We start from the raw sequence: 18,696 nt of genomic DNA on the forward strand, positions 1-18,696 counted from the left end.
GGCCTTTTCCTGTCAAACCTGCCGTTTACTTGCCTTGTGTCGGTGCAGTCGGCATCGGGGCCGCCGGGGCAGCGTTGGCAAAGCTGAAGCTGCCGCTCCAGGTGCCATAGTTCGCCGACTGTACGTCATGCGCGCTCGACCCCTGATAGGCCTGCTGACCCGGCAGGATGTTGATCTGCACAACACCCGTCTCGCCGACCTGCAGCACACCCGCATGCACCGCCGCGCGCGCGACCGAGCTGTCATCGGTATAGACACCCGACCCCCAGACCGAGCCCGAGGCAGCGCCGGTCACGGTAAAGCTGAGCGTCTGGCCCACCTGGCTGCGAAGACCGGTCATGTTGGCAGGGGCCATCGGGGCCGAGGGCGCGGCGGGCGCACCGGCAAAACTGAAACTGCCGCTCCAGCTGCCATAGTTCGACGATTGCACGCCGTTGGCGGACGAGCCCGAATAGGTCTGCTGGCCGGGCAGGATCGTCACCTCGACCACGCCCGTCTCACCCACCTGCAGCACGCCGGCATGCACCGCCGCTCGCGCGACCGAACTGTCATCGGTATAGACATCCGATCCCCAGACCGAGCCCGAGCTGGCACCGGTCACGGTGAAACTGAGCGTCTCGCCAACCTGATTGCGCAAGCCGGTCATGTTGGCGGGCGCATCCGGTGCCGTGGGGGCCATCGCGCCGCCCGGTGCCGTGGTCCCGCCAAAGGTTTCCAGCACCAGCACGGCCTGACAGGTGGCCTGATTGAACGTCCCCACCCAGATGTCATAGGCCCCGGCAGGCGCATTTGTCAGCCGGATGCGCGAGGTCAGGTTGGCCCCGTCATCATCGTTGAAATGCCAGGTGCCGGTGGCATCATTGACCAGCAGCACGGTGTCGCACTCGGCCTCGACCCGGAATTCCAGCTCGCGCCCGGCGGTGTTGTCGGTCACGGTCAGGTCAAAGTCGGGCGCGGTGATGACCCAGCCGTGGCCCTCGATCGGGCAGGCGCTCAGGTCGACATTGCCGCCCGCAACGACGGGCAGGCTTTGCGGCACCCACATTTCATCGGCGGAATAGGCCACCGGCGCACCCGACTGGCTCCAGTCCGGGCAGGCCACCGCCGAGGTGGCCGCACCGCCCGCAATCAGCGCGGCAAGGCCAAGGGTGGCCGGACGAAAGGGGGAAAATGAAAAAGTCATTGCACTTCTCTCATGACGTTAAGGTTGAAAACCACGGTGCGCTCGGCACCGGGTTGCTCTGTGTCAGTCCCGGCGCGGCGCGCGGTGAAACGCCCTGCGCCGGGGCTGGGAAACCGGTATGCCAGAACGGCCTCCGGCTTCCGCCCGGTTACTTGCTACCCCCGGGCGAGGGCGCGCCCGGCTCGATCAGAAAACTGTAACTGCCCTGCCACCGCCCGTAGGCGATGCTGTCGATGCCGTTGCGGCGGCTGGCAGCATAGCCGTCCTGCCCCGGCAGAACCGTGACGGCGACCACACCCGTCTCACCGGCCCGCAGCACGCCCGCATGCACCGCCGCGCGGGCGATCGTGCTGTCGTCGGTATAGACATCGCTGCCCCAGACCGAACCCGTGGTCGCGCCTGTCACTTCGAAGCGGAGCACCAGCCCGTTCTGGCCCCGGTAGCGCGTCATGTTGCCCGGATCGGGCAGCACATCGACCGGCGGCGGGGCCATCGGCATCGCAAGACGGTAACTGCCGTTCCAGCGCCCGTACGAGCGGCTCTCGACCCCGTTCCTGCTGGTCCCGCTATACGCGATCTGCCCCGGCTCCACGGTGACCGTGACCACGCCCGTCTGCCCGACCTGCAACAGCCCGGCATGGACCGCAGCGCGCCCCAGCGGGCTGTCATCGGTATAAACCTCGGTGCCCCAGATCGCGCCACTGGCCGACCCGGTGACCCGGAAGCGGAAGGTCTGGCCATCCTGCCCCCGGTACGCGGTCATGGTGCCGGGATCGGCCAGCACGCCCTGCGGAAGTGGCGGCGTCACAGGCACAGGCGGCACTGGCGCGGGCGGCGCAAAGGTCTCCATCGCCAGCGTGGCCTGACAGGTGCTCGACCCGAAGGTGCCGACCCAGATGTCATAGGCCCCCGGCACCGCCCGCTCGACCCGCAGGCGCGGGTTCAGCCCCGCGTCGTCGTCGTTGAACAGCCACGGCCCCAAGGGGCCATGAACCAGCAACACCGGATCGCAGGTGCCATCCACGCGGAACTCAAGATCATGGTTCTGCGGATTGTCCGTAAGGTTCAGCGTGAAATCGGGCCGCTGGATGATGTGCCCGTGCCCGGGAACCGAACCACAGGCCCCCAGATCCAGCGAACCGCCCGCCACGACCCCGACGCTTTGCGGCACCCGAAGTCCCTGCGCGTTATAGGTCAGCATCTGGCCGTTCTGCCCCGGGTCAGGACAGAGCGCAGGTTGCGGCGGTTGCGGTGGCTGGGGCGGTTGCGGTTGCTGGGGTTGGCCGCCGAAGCTTTCAACGATCAGCGTCGCCGGGCAGGTGTTGGCCCCGAACGTGCCAACCCAGACGTCATACGACCCCGTCGGCGCAGCAGGCAGCCGCAGCCGCGAATTCAGGCCCTCGCTGTCATCGTTGAACGACCACTGCCCCGAGGGTCCGCGCACCAGCAGCACCGGATCGCAATTGGCCTCAACCCGAAACTCCAGATCATAGCGCGGATTGTTATGCGTCAGGTCCAGCGTGAAATCCGGTCGCTGCGCAACGCGGCCATGACCGGGCACGTTGGGGCACGTGGCCAGCGTCACAGTGCCGCCTGCCGTCACGCCATGGCGCTGCGGCGTCCTCAGCTGCCGCGCGGCATAGGTCAGCAACTGGCCATGGGCGTTGGGATCGGGGCAGGCGACGGTCTGCGGCGGAACAAGGGGCGGTGACAGCGGCGGCGCGACACCGCCGGTTCCGCCGAAGGTCTCAGTGATCAGCGTGGCCTGACACAGGCTTGGGCCATAGGTGCCGACCCAGATGTCATAAGCCCCGACCTCGGCATTGCTCTGACGGATACGGGGGTTAACGCCGTTGGAGTCGTCGTTGAACAACCATCCGCCGCTGGGACTGCGCACAAGCAGGACGGTGTCACAGGTGCCTTCGACCCGGAACTCCAGATCATAGCCCGGCTGATTCCGCGTCAGGTTCAGGGTGAAGTCGGGACGGCGCGCGACGTGACCGCTGCCCTGCACCCGGTTGCACCGGCGCAGATCGACGTTGCCACCGGCGGTCACCGGGTGGCTTTGCGGCACCCATAACTGCTGGCCGGTATAGCTCAACGCCTGACCGCTGGCGTTCGGATTGGGACAGTTCTGCGCGCTCACCGGGGCTGCAAGCCCAAGGACCACCAGCAGCGCACCCAGACCGGCGCGCAGCCCGAAGCCGGTGACTCGCCGCTCGAAAAATCGGAGCATGGCGTCCTCCCTCAGTGTACATAGCCCGGCAGCACGAAGGCGCCGGAAAAATAATCGGCTTTAAACACAGGAATGCTGCGACGAGTCGCGCTTGAAATCAAGGAATTTGCGCGTGAAGGCAGGCCGGGGGCCAGTCAGCGGGTCAGTCGGCTGGTCAGTCGGCGCGCAGCAAGATCAGCAGCGCGACAACGATCAACGCCACACCGGGCAGCACCAGCAGACCGGGTCCGCCATGGCCCAGAGCCAGCTCCCACAGGATGATCCAGCAGGGCGTGGCATAGGTATAGGCCATGACCTTGGACACCGGCAGCCGTTGGGCGGCGAACTGAAGCGCGGTGGCGGAGAACGCCGTCGCGAAGACCACCAGATAGGCCAGCGTCACCCAGACCAGCGCGGGCAAAGCGCCCCAATCGGTCGCCAGCAGATCGCGCCAGCCATAGGCAAGCAGCACGAAAAACCCGGCCCCGGTGATCATCGACGCGGTGACCAGCGCGCTTTCGCCACGATTGAGGCGGCGCAGCATCGGCGCATAGACCGCGTGCAGGATACAGCCGAGGAAATAGATCCCCTCGCCCTGCCCGACCTCAAAGCCCACCAACGCCGCCGTGTCGCCGCGAAAGATCACCCACAGGGCCCCGACAGCCCCGACACCCAGCGCCGTGCCGACCACCGGGCGCAGGCGCTGGCCCAGAAAGGGCCAGGCGACGGCGGCCGTCATCAGCGGTGTCAGCGTGAACACCGCCCCGGCCGAGACCGGCCGTGCGGTCTTCAGCCCCTCGAACATCAGCACGAAATACCCGGTATAGAGCGCCGCCATCAGCCCATAGCGCCACGGCGCGCGCCAATCGGCACGGGTAAAGCCCCGCTGGCCGTCGCGCCCGCCGCCCGGCACGATGCTCACCAACAGCGCCAGCACCAGCGAGGCCAGCAAGAAGCGCACCGCCGTCAGCGCGACCGGTGAGATGTCATTGGCCACCATCGCGCCAAGACTGAACGAGCCCGACACCGCCGCCGAAAACCCCAGCATCGCGGCGTGGCCCCGCAGCGCCTGCGCCCGCCCGCGTGATGCCGCAAAGCCAGTCATGGGACGAAGCCGGTCATTGACGAAACGCATCCTTGATCACCCGAACCGCCGCCTGAACCTTGGGCGTCCGGTGCAGATCGACATGGGTCACCATCCAGACGGTGAACTCCCATTCTGGACGCGATGGCATGACCTGCACCAGATCCGACCCGGTTTCCGTCGGCGCCAGAAAACCCAGCCCCAGCCCGTCGACAATCGCCGCGCGCCGCGCGCCGGCCTCGTTCGAGCGGAAAACCACATGCGGCTTGACGCTGAGTTTTGACAGCCATTGCGCGAAGGGCGCACGGTCGTCATCGTACTCCTCACCGATGAAGCGATGATCAGCCAGGGCCGCGTCATCGGCGGGCGTCCCGTGCCGGGCCAGATAGGCCGCGCTGGCGTACAGACCAACCGGGCATTGCGCCAGCGCCTGCACCACGTTGTCGGGCTCCGTCGGGCGCGGCCCGGCACGCACCGCCAGATGCGCCTCGCCATATTCCAGCCGCAACACGCGGCGGTCGGTCTGTATGCGGATCACCAGATCCGGGTAGTTCTCGGCCAGCTCGTTGATGGCCGGGCGCAGCATGGGGATCAGGGCAGGCAGCGTGGTGATGACCAGATCACCCTCGATCCCGGTGCCCGCGCCAGTCAGGCGGGTGCCCAGTTGAGCGAATTGCTCCTCGGTTACCCGCCCGACCTGAGCCAGCGCATTCCCCGCTTCGGTCGGGGTATAGCCCCGGGCATGGCGCTGAAACAGCTTGACGCCGAGCCGGGCTTCCAGCGCATCGATATGGCGGATGACGGTGGCGTGGTGAACACCCAGGGCATCAGCGGCACCGCTCACGGTGCCTGCGCGCGCAACCTGCCAGGCCGTGCGGATCTCGTCCCAGGATTCGATGCTCATGATGCGGTCTTTCTGTGCATTGGTCCACAGTCTCGCTGTATTTTGTGAGATCACGCAGGGGGCTGCAAGGGGCAATCGCCCCCCGCGCCCGGCTTGACGCCGCGCCGCAGAACGCCTTTGATCCCCGCCGAAACCGCAGGAGACCGCCATGCAACCCGATACCCACGCCCTGATCGCCATCGACGTGCAAAACGATTTCTGCCCCGGCGGCGCGCTGGCCGTGGCAAACGGGGAGGACGTTGTCGCGCCGATCAACACCCTGCTGGACGATTTCGCGGTGCGCGTGCTGACGCAGGACTGGCACCCGGCGGATCACAGCTCGTTTGCCGCCACCCATCCGGGGGCCGCGCCCTATTCGATGACCCGGATGCCCTATGGCCCGCAGGTGCTCTGGCCGACGCATTGCGTGCAGGGCAGTGCGGGGGCGGCGTTTCATCCGGGGTTGCATACCGACCGCGCCGATCTGGTGATCCGCAAAGGCTTCCGCCCGGCGATCGACAGCTATTCTGCCTTCTTCGAGAACGACAAGGTGACTCCGACCGGGCTGGACGGCTATTTGCGGTCGCGCGGGGTGACCACGCTGACGCTGGCCGGCCTCGCCACCGATTTCTGCGTCGCCTACTCGGCGCTCGATGCCGCTCGGCTGGGCTATGCCGTGACCGTCCGCCTCGATGCCTGCCGCGGCATTGATCTGGAGGGGTCGCTGGCAGCCGCGCTGGACCAGATGCGCGCGGCGGGGGTTTTGCTTCACGGGTGAGGCGTTTCGCCCTTGGCCGAGACGGCTGTCGCCGCCGCGCCCTCGGGCGACCCAGGCAGGGGGGCGTCGCCCCCTCTTGGCCTGACGGCCAATTCACCCCCCAGGATATTTAAGGACAGATGATAAGGTTTCGTTAACCACGTCCCATCATCTGTCTGAAAATATCCACGGGGGATTTTCAAGGGGGCGCGTGCGTCCCCCTTGAAGCGGGCGTGGGTGGCAACCTACGCGGCGCGAGGGGCTCGATGCCCCCGAGCGCCGCACCCGCCGCGCTCAATGCGCCTCGGGCACCAGGATTTCGCGTTTGCCGACGTGGTTGGCCGTCGACACCACACCCTCGTCTTCCATCTGCTCGACCAGACGCGCCGCCTTGTTATAGCCGATGCCCAGTTTGCGCTGGATATACGAGGTCGAGCATTTGCGATCCCGCGCGACGATGGCCACGGCCTGATCGTAGAGCGCGTCTTCGCCGCCGGAATCGCCCAGCCCCAGCACCGCGTCGATATCCGCCTCACGCTCGGAATCCGGGCCGTCGAGGACGCTGTTGACGTAAGCCGGCTCGCCATAGCTCTTCAGATGCGCGACGATCTCCTCGACCTCGGCATCGGACACAAACGGCCCGTGCACGCGGGTGATCTTCGATCCTCCCGCCATGTAGAGCATATCGCCCTGACCCAGCAGTTGCTCGGCCCCTTGTTCGCCCAGGATCGTCCGGCTGTCGATTTTCGACGTCACCTGGAACGAGATCCGGGTGGGGAAGTTGGCCTTGATCGTGCCGGTGATCACGTCCACAGACGGGCGCTGCGTCGCCATGATCAGGTGGATGCCCGAGGCCCGCGCCATCTGTGCCAGCCGCTGGATGCAGGCTTCGATCTCTTTGCCCGCGACCATCATCAGGTCGGCCATCTCGTCCACGATGACCACGATGAACGGCAGCACTTCGGGTGCGAATTCTTCGGTCTCGAACACCGGATCGCCGGTTTCGTCGTCGAACCCGGTCTGCACGGTGCGCTTGAACATCTCGCCCTTGGCCAGCGCCTCGCGCACGCGGCCGTTATAACCCTCGATGTTGCGCACGCCGGTCTTCGACATCTTGCGATAGCGCTCTTCCATCTCGCCGACGACCCATTTCAGCGCCACGACGGCTTTCTTGGGATCGGTCACCACGGGCGAGAGCAGATGCGGGATACCGTCATAGATGCTGAGTTCCAGCATCTTGGGGTCGATCATGATCAACCGGCATTCAGCCGGCGTCAGCTTGTAGAGCAGCGACAGGATCATCGTGTTGATCGCCACCGATTTACCCGAGCCCGTGGTCCCCGCGATCAGCAGGTGGGGCATCTTGGCGAGGTTGGCGACCACCGGATCCCCGGCGATATCCTTGCCCAGCGCCAGCGGCAGCCGCATCGTGCTGTCGCCGAAGTCGCGGGTGGCGAGGATCTCGCGCAGCACCACGGTTTCGCGGTGGGCGTTGGGCAGCTCGATCCCGATGACCGAGCGGCCCGGCACCGTCGACACCCGCGCCGACAGCGCCGACATCGAGCGGGCGATATCGTCGGACAGACCGATCACCCGGCTGGCCTTGAGGCCCGGCGCGGGTTCCAGCTCGTACTGCGTGACCACCGGACCGGGGCGCGCATCGACGATATCGCCGCGCACGCCGTAATCCTCCAGCACGCTTTCCAGCATCCGCGAGTTCTGGTCCAGCGCGTCCTGCGACACCACCATGCGCTGCTCAAGCCGCGGGTCGCGCAGCAGCGCCAGCGGTGGCAGCTCGAACCCGTCGCTGGGCGGCTCGAACGGCAGAACCGGTTGCGCTTCGGCCTGCGCGCGGCGCGAGGGGACCGGCGTGCGACGCGCCATGCTGGCACTGGGCGCAGGCCGGGTTTCCGGGTCAAGCCCGGCACGCGGCGGTGGCGCGTCATAGCGGTCGTCATAATCGTCGTAGTCGTCCTGCTCGTCGTCGATCAGAACATCCTGCGACGCCACCGGCGGGGCAGCGCGGACCGGAGCCCGGGCGATCTCGGGTGCAAACGCGCCGGGATAGGCCGCAGGCGCTGGCGCCGGCTGGTAGCCGAACGCGTGGCTGAACGCATAGCCCATCGGCGCAGGCTCGGCCGGACCGGTCAGCACAGGTTCGCGCCGCCCCCCGGTCAGCGGCGGTTCAGCCTGTTGCGCCGGATCCTGCGCGCCGGGCTTCACGCGCTTGCTCGGATAGGCCTCGGGGTCGAAGCGCAGCACCGGCTTGGCCCTTGTGCGCGAGGTCATCAGCTCGGCGATGCGCGCGCGCAGACCTTCGGGGCTGGGACGCTCGGCCTGCTGGGCCGGATCGGACAAATGCGGCTCGATCAGCTCGCCTTCCGGCATCGCCCAGTCCGTACGGGTCTGGCGGGCGGGCGGCTGGTGCTGCGGGGCCTCGGGACGGCGGCCAAGGCTGGCGACGCGGCCCAGAACGCCCTGACGGTCCGGCTGCGCCCAGGATTGCGGCGGTTCGGCGCTATAGGCAGGCGCCTCGCCGCGGCGCGGTGCGGCGCGGTGCGCGGCCCGGGCAGGCCGGTCGTCGTAGGGCGCGTAATCGGGGGTATAGTCGGGCGCGTCGTCATAGACGGCGTAGGGGTCAGGCTGCCAATCCGACGGCGGGGCCGCACGGCGCGCACTGACCTGAGGCTCGGCCGGATGACCATAGCCGCGCGGGTCCGGCGTCGCGTGACGCTGGGCGCGCAGCGGCGCGCGCTGTGGTTCGCGCTGTGGTTCGGGGGCGTGCCAGCCCGGGGCGGCCGGCTCTTCCCACGGCTGATATTGCGTCAGCGCGTGCTCGGCTGCAGCGCGGGCCTGCGCCCGCGTCTCGCGGCGGGTCTGCCACTGGTCGTGACCGCGCGCAGCCAGACCGCCGACACCCCGGGCCGACAGGCCAAGCACCGACAAAAGCCCGGCATAGGTCAGGATCAGACCCGACAGCAGGAACTGAGCGATGCGGATCAGCTCGGGCACCGACGAGCCCAGCACATAGAGATACAGGGCCACCGCCGCTGCAAAACTCAGCAGCGTGACGATATTGGCCACCGTGGTGGTCATCGGCAGCGTGGTCATCACCGCTGCCAGCACGGTATCGCCGAACATGCCGCCCAGACCGAAGTTCTGCGACCAGCCCGGCCCCACCACCAGCGAGGCCAGCCAGACCGACCCCATCGCAATGGCAACCGGCACGAACAGCGAGCGGCCCATGATGTTTTCTTCGCCCTGATGGATCACCAGACGCAGGCCCCAGACCCCCAGCGCCAGCGCAAGTCCCCAGGCCCCCTTGCCGGTAATCGTCACCAAAGGCGCGGCCAGCGCGGCACCGGCACGGCCCAGCGCGTTGTGCACCGGGGCATCGGTGGCGGCCATCCACGAGGGATCCTCGGGCGAGTAAGAGCCAAGCACCAGCGCAAGGATCAGCCCCAGCCCGATCAGGCACAGGCCGAGCAATTCCTTGCCACGTTGGTTCAGCACCGCTTGCAGGCGGCGGTCGAGCAGGGGTTCGCGTTGGGGGCTGGGATAGCTGGCCATCGGGTCCTCACGCATAAAGGCAGGTACGCAGCCTGTTCAGGCCGCGACGGGTTTCGTCCTCGGGGCCGACAAGGGCCACGCGGATGTATCCCGCGCCGGGGTTCTCACCCGCAACGTCTCGTGACAGATAGGCGCCCGGCAGCACACGCAGACCGGTTTCGCGCCAGAGTTTCACGGTTGCCGCTTCGCCATCGGCGACGGGCAGCCACAGGAAAAAGCCTGCCTCGGGTGGCAGATAGGCGTTCAGACCGCCAAAGATTTCGTCGGCCACCGCGTATTTGCGCTGATAGAGCGCGCGGCTGACATCGACATGGGCCTCATCGGCCCAGGCGGCGGCGGCAACGGCTTGCAAGGGTTCAGGCAGGGGCGCACCGGCATAGGCGCGCAGCTGGCGGATCGCCTTGATCGAGGCAGGCCCGCCCGCCACAAAGCCCGAGCGCAGGCCCGGCAGGTTCGAGCGCTTCGACAGCGAATGGAACGACACCACGCGCTCGGGGTCGGCACCGATCTGCTGCGCGACCTCCAGAATGCCCGGCGGCGGCGTGTCGCGGTAAATTTCGGAATAACACTCATCCGCGAAAATGCGGAAATCGTGCTTTTCGGCCAGCGCCAGCAGCGCCGCCCAGTAGTCGCGGCTGGCCACCGCGCCCTGCGGGTTCGCGGGCGAGCACAGATAGGCGATGGTCACCCGGTCCAGAAGCGCGGGCGGCAGGCTGGTGTAATCGGGCAAATGCCCGGTGGCGGCGGTGGCGGGCACATAGACCGGCTCGGCCCCGGCGGTCAGCGCGGCGATGGCATAGACCTGATAAAAGGGATTGGGCGTCAGAATGACGGGCTGGCCGCCCTTCTTGCGCTCGGGCGACAGCGCAAGGGCGGCGTTGAACAACCCCTCACGCGTGCCGTTGAGCACCATCAGCCGGTCGGTGCCGATCTCGACGCGGTAGCGCCGCTTGAGCCACGCGGAAATCGCCCCCAGCAAAGCGGGCGTGCCGTCGTTGGACGGGTACTTCGCGAATCCCGCGATATTGGCGGTGAGCACCTCGGCCAGAAACGGCGGCATCGCGTGACGCGGCTCGCCGATGGTCATCGCAATAGGCTCGCCCCCCGGTTCATAGGGATCGAGTAACGCGCGCAAACGCGGAAATGCGTACTCTGGCAGGTTCGAAAACCGCTCAGGAAATGCCATGGACTGCCTCATATCGACGGGATCGTGTCGCCCCGCTTTCGAGCGAGGATAACGCGCGTTTGCGCTCAGGTCCAGAAAAACGGTGCCATTTCGAGAGGTTGCAACAGGGGTCTGTGGCTTTTTCGCCGCTTGCGGCTGGCAGAGGCGGGGGCTGCGCGCCCCCCGCACCCCTGCGCCCGAGGGGGAGCACGCTCCCCCTCGGGACACCCCCCGTGGATATTTAGGGACAGATGATGCGCGCGCCGCGAGATGTGGTTAGCGAAACGCGTCGCAGGGGTCCGGGCGCTCGGTCGGTGGCGTGACGATCCAGGCGTCCCACGGGGCGTTTGCGTCGGGATCGGCTTCCATCTGGCCCAGCGCGAAGACGCTGAGGTCGGGCGCGGCGGCGGCGATGGCCGCCGGTGCGCCCCAGTCGGTGCGGCTGTGGCCGGTCCCGGCGATGACGACGACGGGGCCGCCGGTCTGGTCAAGCGCCTGCAGCGCGGCGCGGGCCAGCGACGCGTCGCGCAGGCGTTGGGCCTCGACCATGCCGGACATCAGGTCGCGCGGCATCGCCTCGCAATGGGCGTCGAACTGCTCGGCTTCGCGCTGGTTCTGCTCGGCTTCAGGGAGGGGTTGATCGAGCGCAAAGCGCGCGGCATCGGGACCAAAGACCGCCGCTGCCCCTTCAGCAAATGCGCGCTGCGCTTGCGGGCGCGGTACGGCCGCGCCGTAATGGCGGGCGTCACCCGCCGCCTGAACGATGGGGAAGTAGAGGGCAAAATCGGGCCAGCCAGAGCCGTCCCAGCCCAGTGCTGCGTCAACAAAAGCCCGGTTGCTGCGGTCAGCGGGCATCTTTGCCGCCTGGTCAGGCGTCAGCATCTCCCAGACAACAGCGGCAGGGCGGATCGCGGTGATCGCGCGCGCCTGATTGAGATGGTGCTGGGGGTTGTCATGCACTTCGCCCAGCACGGTAATCTGCGCGGGCGGCAGGGCATCAAGAGCGGTTTCAGGGATCGGCTGCGCCCCGGCGGGCATGGCGACTAAAAGAATCAGGTATAGGGCATGTCTCATGCCAAGAAGGCGTAGACCCCCGGTGCGCGGCTGACAAGATCGTGCTTCATCTTGGCCAGCGCCGCCGCTTCGATCTGACGGACACGCTCTTTCGACAAGCCCAGCTCTTGCCCCAGCGCCTCCAGCGTGCGCGGCTCGTCTTCCAGCTTGCGCGCCGCCACGATCGCCCGTTCGCGCGGATTCAGCGCGGCGAGCGACTCGGCCAGCCAATCGCGCAATACAAGCGTGTCATGGCGATGCGCGACGCTTTCGCCGGGCAGCGTGCTGTCATCCTCGATCGTATCGATCCACTCCTGCCCGTCATCGTCACCCGACGGCTTGGCGTTGAGCGAAAAATCCCCGCCCGACAGCCGGCCATCCATCATCAGCACGTCATGCATCGGCACACCGATCCGCTGAGCGGCACGTTGCAACAGCTCTTCGGGCCGCGGATCTTCCCCCAGCTGCCGCGCTTCGCGGGCCAGTTCGGCCTGCACGCGGCGCAGGTTGAAGAACAGCGACTTCTGGCTGGTGGTCGATCCGGTGCGCACCATCGACCAGTTGCGCATGACGAAATCCTGCACCGAGGCCTTGATCCACCACACCGCATAGGTCGAGAACCGGACGCCCCGATCCGGGTCGAACCGCTCGGCCGCCTTCATCAGGCCCAGACCGGCCTCCTGAATCAGATCGCCCATCGGCGCCCCATAGCGGCGATAGCGTGAGGCCATCGAAATCGCGAGCCGCATATAGGCCGTCACCAGCCGGTGCAGCGCCCGCTCATCACGGTCGTCGCGCCACGCCCGGGCCAACGCGGCCTCGGTCTCGGCGTCCAGCAGTTCGGCGCGCATTGCCTGACGCGCCATCCGGTCGGTTCCCGTGCTGTCGAGTGCCATCATCGCCTCCTGTTGCGTAAGGACTACGCGCAGACCCCCGGTTTGGTTCAGTGCTTCATCGAAAAAACGCATGATTTGCCGCACAAATGCTGATTTGAGCCGGAAAGCGGTTCAGGGCATGCTGCGGGTTCCCAAGCGAGAGTGCCCCCGAATGAGTTATGATCTGTGCATCGCCGACCGCGGCTATTCCAGCTGGTCCCTGCGCGGCTGGCTGCTGTTTGCCGCCTTCGGCCTGACGCCCCGCCTGACCGTGACCCGGCTTTATGAGCCGGGCTTTGCGCAGACGCTCGACGGGTTCTTCCCGGCACGCACCGTCCCGGCCCTGCGCCTGCCCGAAGGCCTGGTGATCGCCGAGAGTGTGGCGATTGCCGAGGAACTGGCGACCCGCCACCCTGAGGCCGGGCACTGGCCCGCCGACCCCAAGGCGCGCGCCATCGCCCGCGCGTTGGTGGCCGAGATGCACGCAGGCTTCACCGCCCTGCGCAGCCATTGCCCGATGAACCTGCGCGTCAGCTATAGCGACTGCGCCCCACCGCAGGCGGTGCTGGACGATCTGGCGCGGCTGGAGGTGCTCTGGGCCTGGGCGCGGCGCGAAACCGGGGCGCAGGGGCCGTGGCTTTGCGGTGACTACAGCGCGGCGGATGCGTTCTTTGCACCGGTCGCGGGGCGCGTCGCGGGCTATGGGCTGCCGGTGAGCGACGCATCGCAGGCCTATGTCGACGCGCATCTCGCGCATGGGCCGTTCCGGCGCTGGCGGGCGATGGGGCTGGTCGATGGCGCGGATCAGCCGTTCTACGACCGCGATTACCCGCGCCGCCCCTGGCCCGGCCCTGCGCCGCTGGAGGCCGAGGCCTGCGACGGCCCGTCGATCAACGACGCCTGCCCCTATTCCGGCAAACCCGTCACCGATTTCGCGCGCATCAATGGGCAGGTCATCGGCTTCTGCAACCCGTTCTGCCGTGACAAGACGGTGGCCGACCCGCAGGCATGGCCACAGGCGATGGCGCTACTGCAGCCGTGACAGCGCCCAGACGGCGGCATCCCTGACCGTCGGATCGGGATCCCCCACCAGTGCGCGCGCCGCCCCGGCCAGAGACGGCGCGCCACTGTTGCCGATGGCATAAAGCACGTTGCGCACAAAACGGTCCCGCCCGATCCGCTTGATCGGCGAGCCCGAGAATTTCGCCCGGAACGCCGCATCATCCAGCGCCGCCAGCTCGGCCAAGGGCGGCGCAACGAGATCTGCGCGCGCGGCGTATTTCGCCTCGCTGGCGGTGGCCGCGAACTTGTTCCACGGGCAGACGGCCAGACAATCGTCGCAGCCATAGATGCGGTTGCCCAGCAAGGGCCGCAGTTCGGGGTCAACCGGGCCGTGGTGTTCGATCGTCAGGTAAGAGATGCACCGCCGCGCATCCAGCTGGAACGGCGCGGGGAAGGCCTTGGTCGGGCAGGCGTCCAGACAGGCAGTGCAGGACCCGCAGGACTCGCGCCCCGGCGCATCCACCTCCAGCTCCAGCGTGGTAAAGATCGCCCCCAGAAAGAACCAGTTGCCCAACTCGCGGCTCAAGAGATTGGTGTGCTTGCCCTGCCAGCCCAACCCGGCCGCTGCGGCCAAAGGCTTCTCCATCACCGGCGCAGTATCGACGAACACCTTGATCTCGGGCGGCTGTACCGCCGAGGGCGCAGCAGTCGCCTCCCCCGGAGGCGATGCGAGCGGCCCCCGCTGCAGGCTCTGCGCGCGAACGGCCTCCTCGATCAGCCACCGCCCCAGCCGCTTGAGCCGCTTCTTCACCACATCATGATAGTCACGGTTGCGCGCATAGACGCTGATCGCCCCGGCCTCACGCCGCGCGACCGCCGCCAAAGGGTCGTCGTCGGGCGTGTAGACCTCGGCCAGCATCACCACCGAACGCGCCTGCGGCCACAGCGCCGCCGGATCGCCACGCCACGCCATGCGCTCGGCCATCCAGCCCATCTGCCCGTGCCGCCCCTCGGCGACAAACGCCGCCAGCCGCCCGGCGATCTCGGGCACCGCATCCGGGCGCGTCACGCCCATCGCCGAAAACCCCTCCGCCAGCGCCTGTGCGCGCAAGGCGGCGGTCAGGCCCATCTTTGCTCACCAAATATCCCGGGGGTAGGCCGCAGGCCGTAGGGGGCAGCGCCCCCTGCGCGGCGCGAGGGGGCTCGATGCCCCCGAGCGCCGCCGCTCGCCGCCTCAGAAATCCAGATCGGCATAGCGACGCGGTGGCGGAAAGCCCGGAACCTGATCGGTCAGCAAAGGCCGGAACGCCGGGCGCGACTTGATCGTCGCATACCAGGCCTTGACCGCCGGGGCGCGGTCCCAGTCCACATCCGAGATATAATCCAGACAGCTCAGATGCGCCGCCGCCGCGAAATCGGCCAGCGACAGCGCGCTGCCCGCCAGCCAGCGGCGGTGTTCCAGCAGCCAACTCATGTAGTCCAGATGAAACTTGATCCGGGTCGAGCCGGTCTTGATCTTCTGGCTGTCGGGATAGCCCTGCCCGGTGATCTTCTTGTTCACCCGCTCGTACAGCAGGTTCGCCGTGACCTCGGCGTGGAACTTGTCGTCGAACCACGCGCAGAGCCTGCGCACTTCGTAGCGCCCGGCAGGATCGTCGGGCATCAGCGGCGGGTCGACATGGACCTCGTCGATGAACTCGCAGATCGCCTGACTTTCCGACAACAACCGCCCGTCATAGCGCACGATCGGCACCTTGCCCGCCGCGTTCAGGCGCAGGAACTCTGTGCCGCCCTCCCAGTAGCGCTCTTCCTTCGTGGTGAAGGGTATGCGCTTTTCGGCCAGCGTCAGGCGAACCTTGCGGCAGAACGGGGACAGCGGGACGTGGTGAAGATGGACGACGGGTGAGTGCATGGTGCCGGGGTTCAGGGATTTCCCTGTCTTTGCACCCGCAGCCCCGGAAATTCAACCGCCGAAACAGGCCGAGCGGTCATCGCGGGCGATCGTCGCCGCCCCGTCCGCGATCGAGGTCGCCCGGCGGCGCATGAACTCGCTGGGCCGCGCGGCGTCGCGATCCTGCGGCGCGGGCAGCACGGCGGCCAGCAAGGCAGCCTGCCGCGCGCTCAGATCGGCGGCATCGACGCCGTAATAGCGCTGCGCGGCGGCCTGCACGCCGAACACGCCCTGATCGAACTCGGCGATATTGAGGTACACCTCAAGGATGCGTTCCTTGGGCCAGAGCAGTTCGACCACCGGCGTCAGCACCGCTTCCAGCAGTTTGCGCACCATGGTGCGGCCGTGCCACAGGAAGGTGTTCTTCACCACCTGCTGGGTGATGGTCGAGGCCCCGCGCGCCCCGCCCTCGGCCAGCGCGTCGCGGATCGCGCCCATGTCAAAGCCCCAGTGGCGGCAGAAATTCACATCCTCGGCCGCCACGACCGAGCGCGCCATGACCGGCGCGATCTGGTCGAAATCGACCCAGTCGCGGGTCACGCCGCCCAGCTTGCGCGATTCGCTCCACTGGTAGAAGCCACCCGGCGGATCGACGAAACGGTACAGCCCGACCCAGGCCACCAACAGCACAAAGCCCGCCGCCAGCCCCAGCAACAGCCAGCGCAGCGCGCGGCGGATCGCCTGCGCGGTCCGGTCCAGCAGCCTTAACGGCGCCTTGGTCTTTTTCTTCGTCCTGCTCGCGCGTGCCATGCGCGCAGTAAACGGGTTGTCGCCGGTCGCTTCAAGCACCCCTGTGGCGCTCAGCCGCCCGTCAGAGAGAATTCGCCACCGCCAGCGATGGACGTTTGGGCCCCGCATGATACATTTCGCCGCACCCTACCCTTGCGCCAGCGAATGGATCCCCGCCGATGATGACCCTGCACTACTCTGCGACCTCGCCTTATGTGCGCAAAGCAATGATCCTGCTGCACGAGACCGGCATGCTCGACAGCGTGACCCTTGCGCCCTCGATGGGCACGCCGGTCGATCCCGGCACGATGCCGGTCGGGGCGAACCCGCTGGGCAAGATCCCGGCGCTGGAACGTGACGACGGCTGCACGCTTTATGACAGCCGGGTGATCTGCCAATACCTCGCCGCACAGGCGACCAAGGGTCCGGCGCTCTATCCCGCGGCCCCGGCCCTTTGGGAAACCCTGACGCTTGAGGCCACCGGCGACGGCATCCTCGATGCCGCGATCCTGATGCGCTACGAGACCGCGCTGCGCGCGCCCGAGCAGCAATTCGCCCCGTGGATCGAGGGCCAGTGGCAAAAGATCGCGCGCAGCCTGACGGCGCTGGAAACCCGCTGGATGGCGCATCTCGAGGGGCCGCTGACGATGGGGTCCATCGCCGTTGGATGCGCGCTGACCTATCTCGACTTCCGCCACGCCGACCGTGACTGGCGCGCGTCCCACCCGACCCTTGCCGCGTGGGAGGCCAAATTCGCCGCCCGCGATTCGGCCAGGGCCACGGTTCCCCCGGCGGCCTGATCGCAAAAATGCCCGCGACTTTACTGCCCCCGGCCGCGTTTCTGGCGGCCTGGGCCTTTCTGGCGATGAATGTGCTCACGCCGGGGCCCAATGTGCTCAACACCATCGCGCTGGCCATCGGCTCGGGGCGGCGCGCGGCGCTGGGCGCGGCGCTGGGGACCGGGCTGTCGATCACGCTGTGGTGCCTCGGCATGGTGCTGGGCGTCGCGGCCTTGCTGGTGACGGTGCCCGCGACCCGGCTGGTGATGACGCTGGTCGCCACCGGTCTGCTGATCTGGTTCGCCAGCCGCTACCTGCGCCGCGCGGCCAGCGGGCTGGCGGCACGGCGGCGCGGTGAAGCCCCCGCGCCCGAGGCCAAGCGTGGCCTGTCCGCCCGGGCCGGGATGCTGCGCGCAATGTCGATCATGCTGATGAACCCCAAGGCGCTGACCACCTGGCTGACGATGACCGCGGTCTTTCCGGTGGACCGCGCCGGGCCTTGGGATGTGGCGATTCTCTGCGTCGGGGCCTGTGTGGTCGCCGGGGCGATTCACGCAGCTTATGCCGTGGCGTTTTCCACGCCCGCCGCCGGGCGCGCCTTCATGCGCGCCGCACCCTGGATCAATCTGGGGGTCGGCCTGTTTTTTGCCGGCTTCGCCGCGACCCTTGCAGGAACGCTTCTGCGGCATATCTGAGGCGGGCGCGACCATACCGCAAGCACTGCCGCAACCGCTGCCCTCAAGGGCCGGGGTGCGGCATCATTCCCCATTTTCGCGGCTGGACTGATGTTCAAATCGCCGTTAAACAGCCGCCTTGGAAGCTGCAAGACCTGCGGCTCGTTTCGGCATATCTGCCGGACCCATGACCTTGAAATGGAGAATGCTCGTGTCCCACGCAGATGACAACGCAGGCACTCGCCGGGATTTCCTGTATTACGCGACAGCCGGCGCCGGTGTCGTCGCGACTGGCGCGGTGGTCTGGCCACTGGTCAACCAGATGAATCCTTCGGCTGATGTTGCGGCCCTGTCCTCGATCTTTGTCGATATCAGCGGTGTCTCGGTTGGCACGCAGCTGACCGTCAGCTTCCTGGGCAAGCCGGTGTTTATCCGTCGTCGTACGCCCGAAGAAATCGAAGCGGCCCGTGCCGTGCCGATGACCGATCTGATCGACACGAGCGCCGAGAACGCCAACAAACCCAACGCTGAAGCGACCGATGACAACCGCGCTGCCGACGAAACCGGCGAGTGGCTGATCATGACCGGCGTGTGCACCCACCTGGGCTGCGTGCCGCTGGGCAACGGTGCCGGCGACTTTGGCGGCTGGTTCTGCCCCTGCCACGGTTCGCACTACGATACGGCTGGCCGTATCCGCAAAGGTCCTGCGCCGCAGAACCTGCATATTCCTCTCGTCCAGTTCGTGGACGAGACCACCATCCAGCTCGGCTAAGGGA

The 18,696-nt window shown here is 67.5% G+C and carries 16 protein-coding genes; 5 read left to right on the plus strand and 11 right to left on the minus strand.

All coding sequences use genetic code 11. From position 1 onward, the window contains the following. Positions 1-25: 25 nt before the first annotated feature. From OKW52_RS00795 to OKW52_RS00810, 4 genes are all read right to left on the minus strand, one after another. A complete protein-coding gene (locus tag OKW52_RS00795; protein ID WP_264504014.1) occupies positions 26-1,183 on the minus strand; it encodes an LCCL domain-containing protein in 1,158 nt (385 codons plus the stop codon). A 148-nt stretch (positions 1,184-1,331) separates the two neighbouring features. After that, on the minus strand, positions 1,332-3,419 hold the full coding sequence (locus OKW52_RS00800) for an LCCL domain-containing protein (RefSeq protein ID WP_264504015.1): 2,088 nt from the start codon (positions 3,417-3,419) through the stop codon (positions 1,332-1,334). A gap of 154 nt (positions 3,420-3,573) precedes the next feature. Next, positions 3,574-4,533 carry a DMT family transporter gene (locus tag OKW52_RS00805; protein WP_264504016.1) on the minus strand — a complete coding sequence of 320 codons (960 nt, stop codon included), beginning with the start codon at positions 4,531-4,533 and terminating at the stop codon, positions 3,574-3,576. Next, positions 4,517-5,386 carry a LysR family transcriptional regulator gene (locus OKW52_RS00810; RefSeq protein ID WP_264504017.1) on the minus strand — a complete coding sequence of 290 codons (870 nt, stop codon included), beginning with the start codon at positions 5,384-5,386 and terminating at the stop codon, positions 4,517-4,519. Before OKW52_RS00810 ends, OKW52_RS00805 begins: the two co-directional genes overlap by 17 nt. A gap of 148 nt (positions 5,387-5,534) precedes the next feature. Between OKW52_RS00810 and pncA the strand changes: the two genes are divergently transcribed. Next, positions 5,535-6,143 (plus strand): bifunctional nicotinamidase/pyrazinamidase, encoded by a 609-nt coding sequence (gene pncA, locus OKW52_RS00815; RefSeq protein WP_264504018.1) that lies wholly within the window; start codon positions 5,535-5,537, stop codon positions 6,141-6,143. 273 nt (positions 6,144-6,416) lie between these two features. Here pncA and OKW52_RS00820 read toward each other — a convergent pair whose 3' ends face one another. The 4 genes from OKW52_RS00820 to OKW52_RS00835 form a co-directional block, all read right to left on the minus strand. After that, the gene (locus tag OKW52_RS00820; protein WP_264504019.1) at positions 6,417-9,692 is read right to left on the minus strand and encodes an FtsK/SpoIIIE family DNA translocase; all 3,276 of its coding nucleotides are present in this window, start codon (positions 9,690-9,692) and stop codon (positions 6,417-6,419) included. Positions 9,693-9,699: 7 nt separating this feature from the next. Beyond that, positions 9,700-10,878 carry an aminotransferase class I/II-fold pyridoxal phosphate-dependent enzyme gene (locus tag OKW52_RS00825; protein WP_127106834.1) on the minus strand — a complete coding sequence of 393 codons (1,179 nt, stop codon included), beginning with the start codon at positions 10,876-10,878 and terminating at the stop codon, positions 9,700-9,702. A 255-nt stretch (positions 10,879-11,133) separates the two neighbouring features. Then, complete coding sequence (locus tag OKW52_RS00830; protein ID WP_264504020.1) at positions 11,134-11,931, minus strand: ChaN family lipoprotein; 798 nt, start codon at positions 11,929-11,931, stop codon at positions 11,134-11,136. Further along, on the minus strand, positions 11,928-12,806 hold the full coding sequence (locus OKW52_RS00835) for an RNA polymerase factor sigma-32 (protein WP_264504021.1): 879 nt from the start codon (positions 12,804-12,806) through the stop codon (positions 11,928-11,930). Before OKW52_RS00835 ends, OKW52_RS00830 begins: the two co-directional genes overlap by 4 nt. Positions 12,807-12,957: 151 nt before the next feature. Here OKW52_RS00835 and OKW52_RS00840 point away from each other — a divergent pair, with 151 nt between their 5' ends. Next, a complete protein-coding gene (locus OKW52_RS00840; protein ID WP_264504022.1) occupies positions 12,958-13,827 on the plus strand; it encodes a glutathione S-transferase in 870 nt (289 codons plus the stop codon). Here the strand turns inward: OKW52_RS00840 and queG are convergent. From queG to mtgA, 3 genes are all read right to left on the minus strand, one after another. Further along, positions 13,813-14,916 (minus strand): tRNA epoxyqueuosine(34) reductase QueG, encoded by a 1,104-nt coding sequence (gene queG, locus OKW52_RS00845; protein ID WP_264504023.1) that lies wholly within the window; start codon positions 14,914-14,916, stop codon positions 13,813-13,815. The two genes, OKW52_RS00840 and queG, sit on opposite strands and share 15 nt — an antisense overlap. A 105-nt stretch (positions 14,917-15,021) precedes the next feature. Next, positions 15,022-15,699, minus strand: a complete 678-nt coding sequence (gene fzlA, locus OKW52_RS00850) for an FtsZ-binding protein FzlA (protein WP_264504024.1) — start codon at positions 15,697-15,699, stop codon at positions 15,022-15,024. 51 nt (positions 15,700-15,750) lie between these two features. Then, positions 15,751-16,488 (minus strand): monofunctional biosynthetic peptidoglycan transglycosylase, encoded by a 738-nt coding sequence (mtgA, locus tag OKW52_RS00855; protein WP_264507621.1) that lies wholly within the window; start codon positions 16,486-16,488, stop codon positions 15,751-15,753. Between the two features lie 161 nt (positions 16,489-16,649). Between mtgA and OKW52_RS00860 the strand changes: the two genes are divergently transcribed. From OKW52_RS00860 to petA, 3 genes are all read left to right on the plus strand, one after another. Then, a complete protein-coding gene (locus OKW52_RS00860) occupies positions 16,650-17,267 on the plus strand; it encodes a glutathione S-transferase (RefSeq protein WP_264507622.1) in 618 nt (205 codons plus the stop codon). Between the two features lie 8 nt (positions 17,268-17,275). Then, positions 17,276-17,941: a LysE family translocator gene (locus OKW52_RS00865; protein WP_264504025.1), complete on the plus strand. Its 666-nt coding sequence runs from the start codon at positions 17,276-17,278 to the stop codon at positions 17,939-17,941. A 190-nt stretch (positions 17,942-18,131) separates the two neighbouring features. After that, positions 18,132-18,692: a ubiquinol-cytochrome c reductase iron-sulfur subunit gene (petA, locus tag OKW52_RS00870; RefSeq protein ID WP_264504026.1), complete on the plus strand. Its 561-nt coding sequence runs from the start codon at positions 18,132-18,134 to the stop codon at positions 18,690-18,692. Positions 18,693-18,696 lie beyond the last annotated feature (4 nt).

Origin of the sequence: Pararhodobacter zhoushanensis (assembly GCF_025949695.1) — a bacterium.
GTDB lineage: Bacteria > Pseudomonadota > Alphaproteobacteria > Rhodobacterales > Rhodobacteraceae > Pararhodobacter > Pararhodobacter zhoushanensis_A.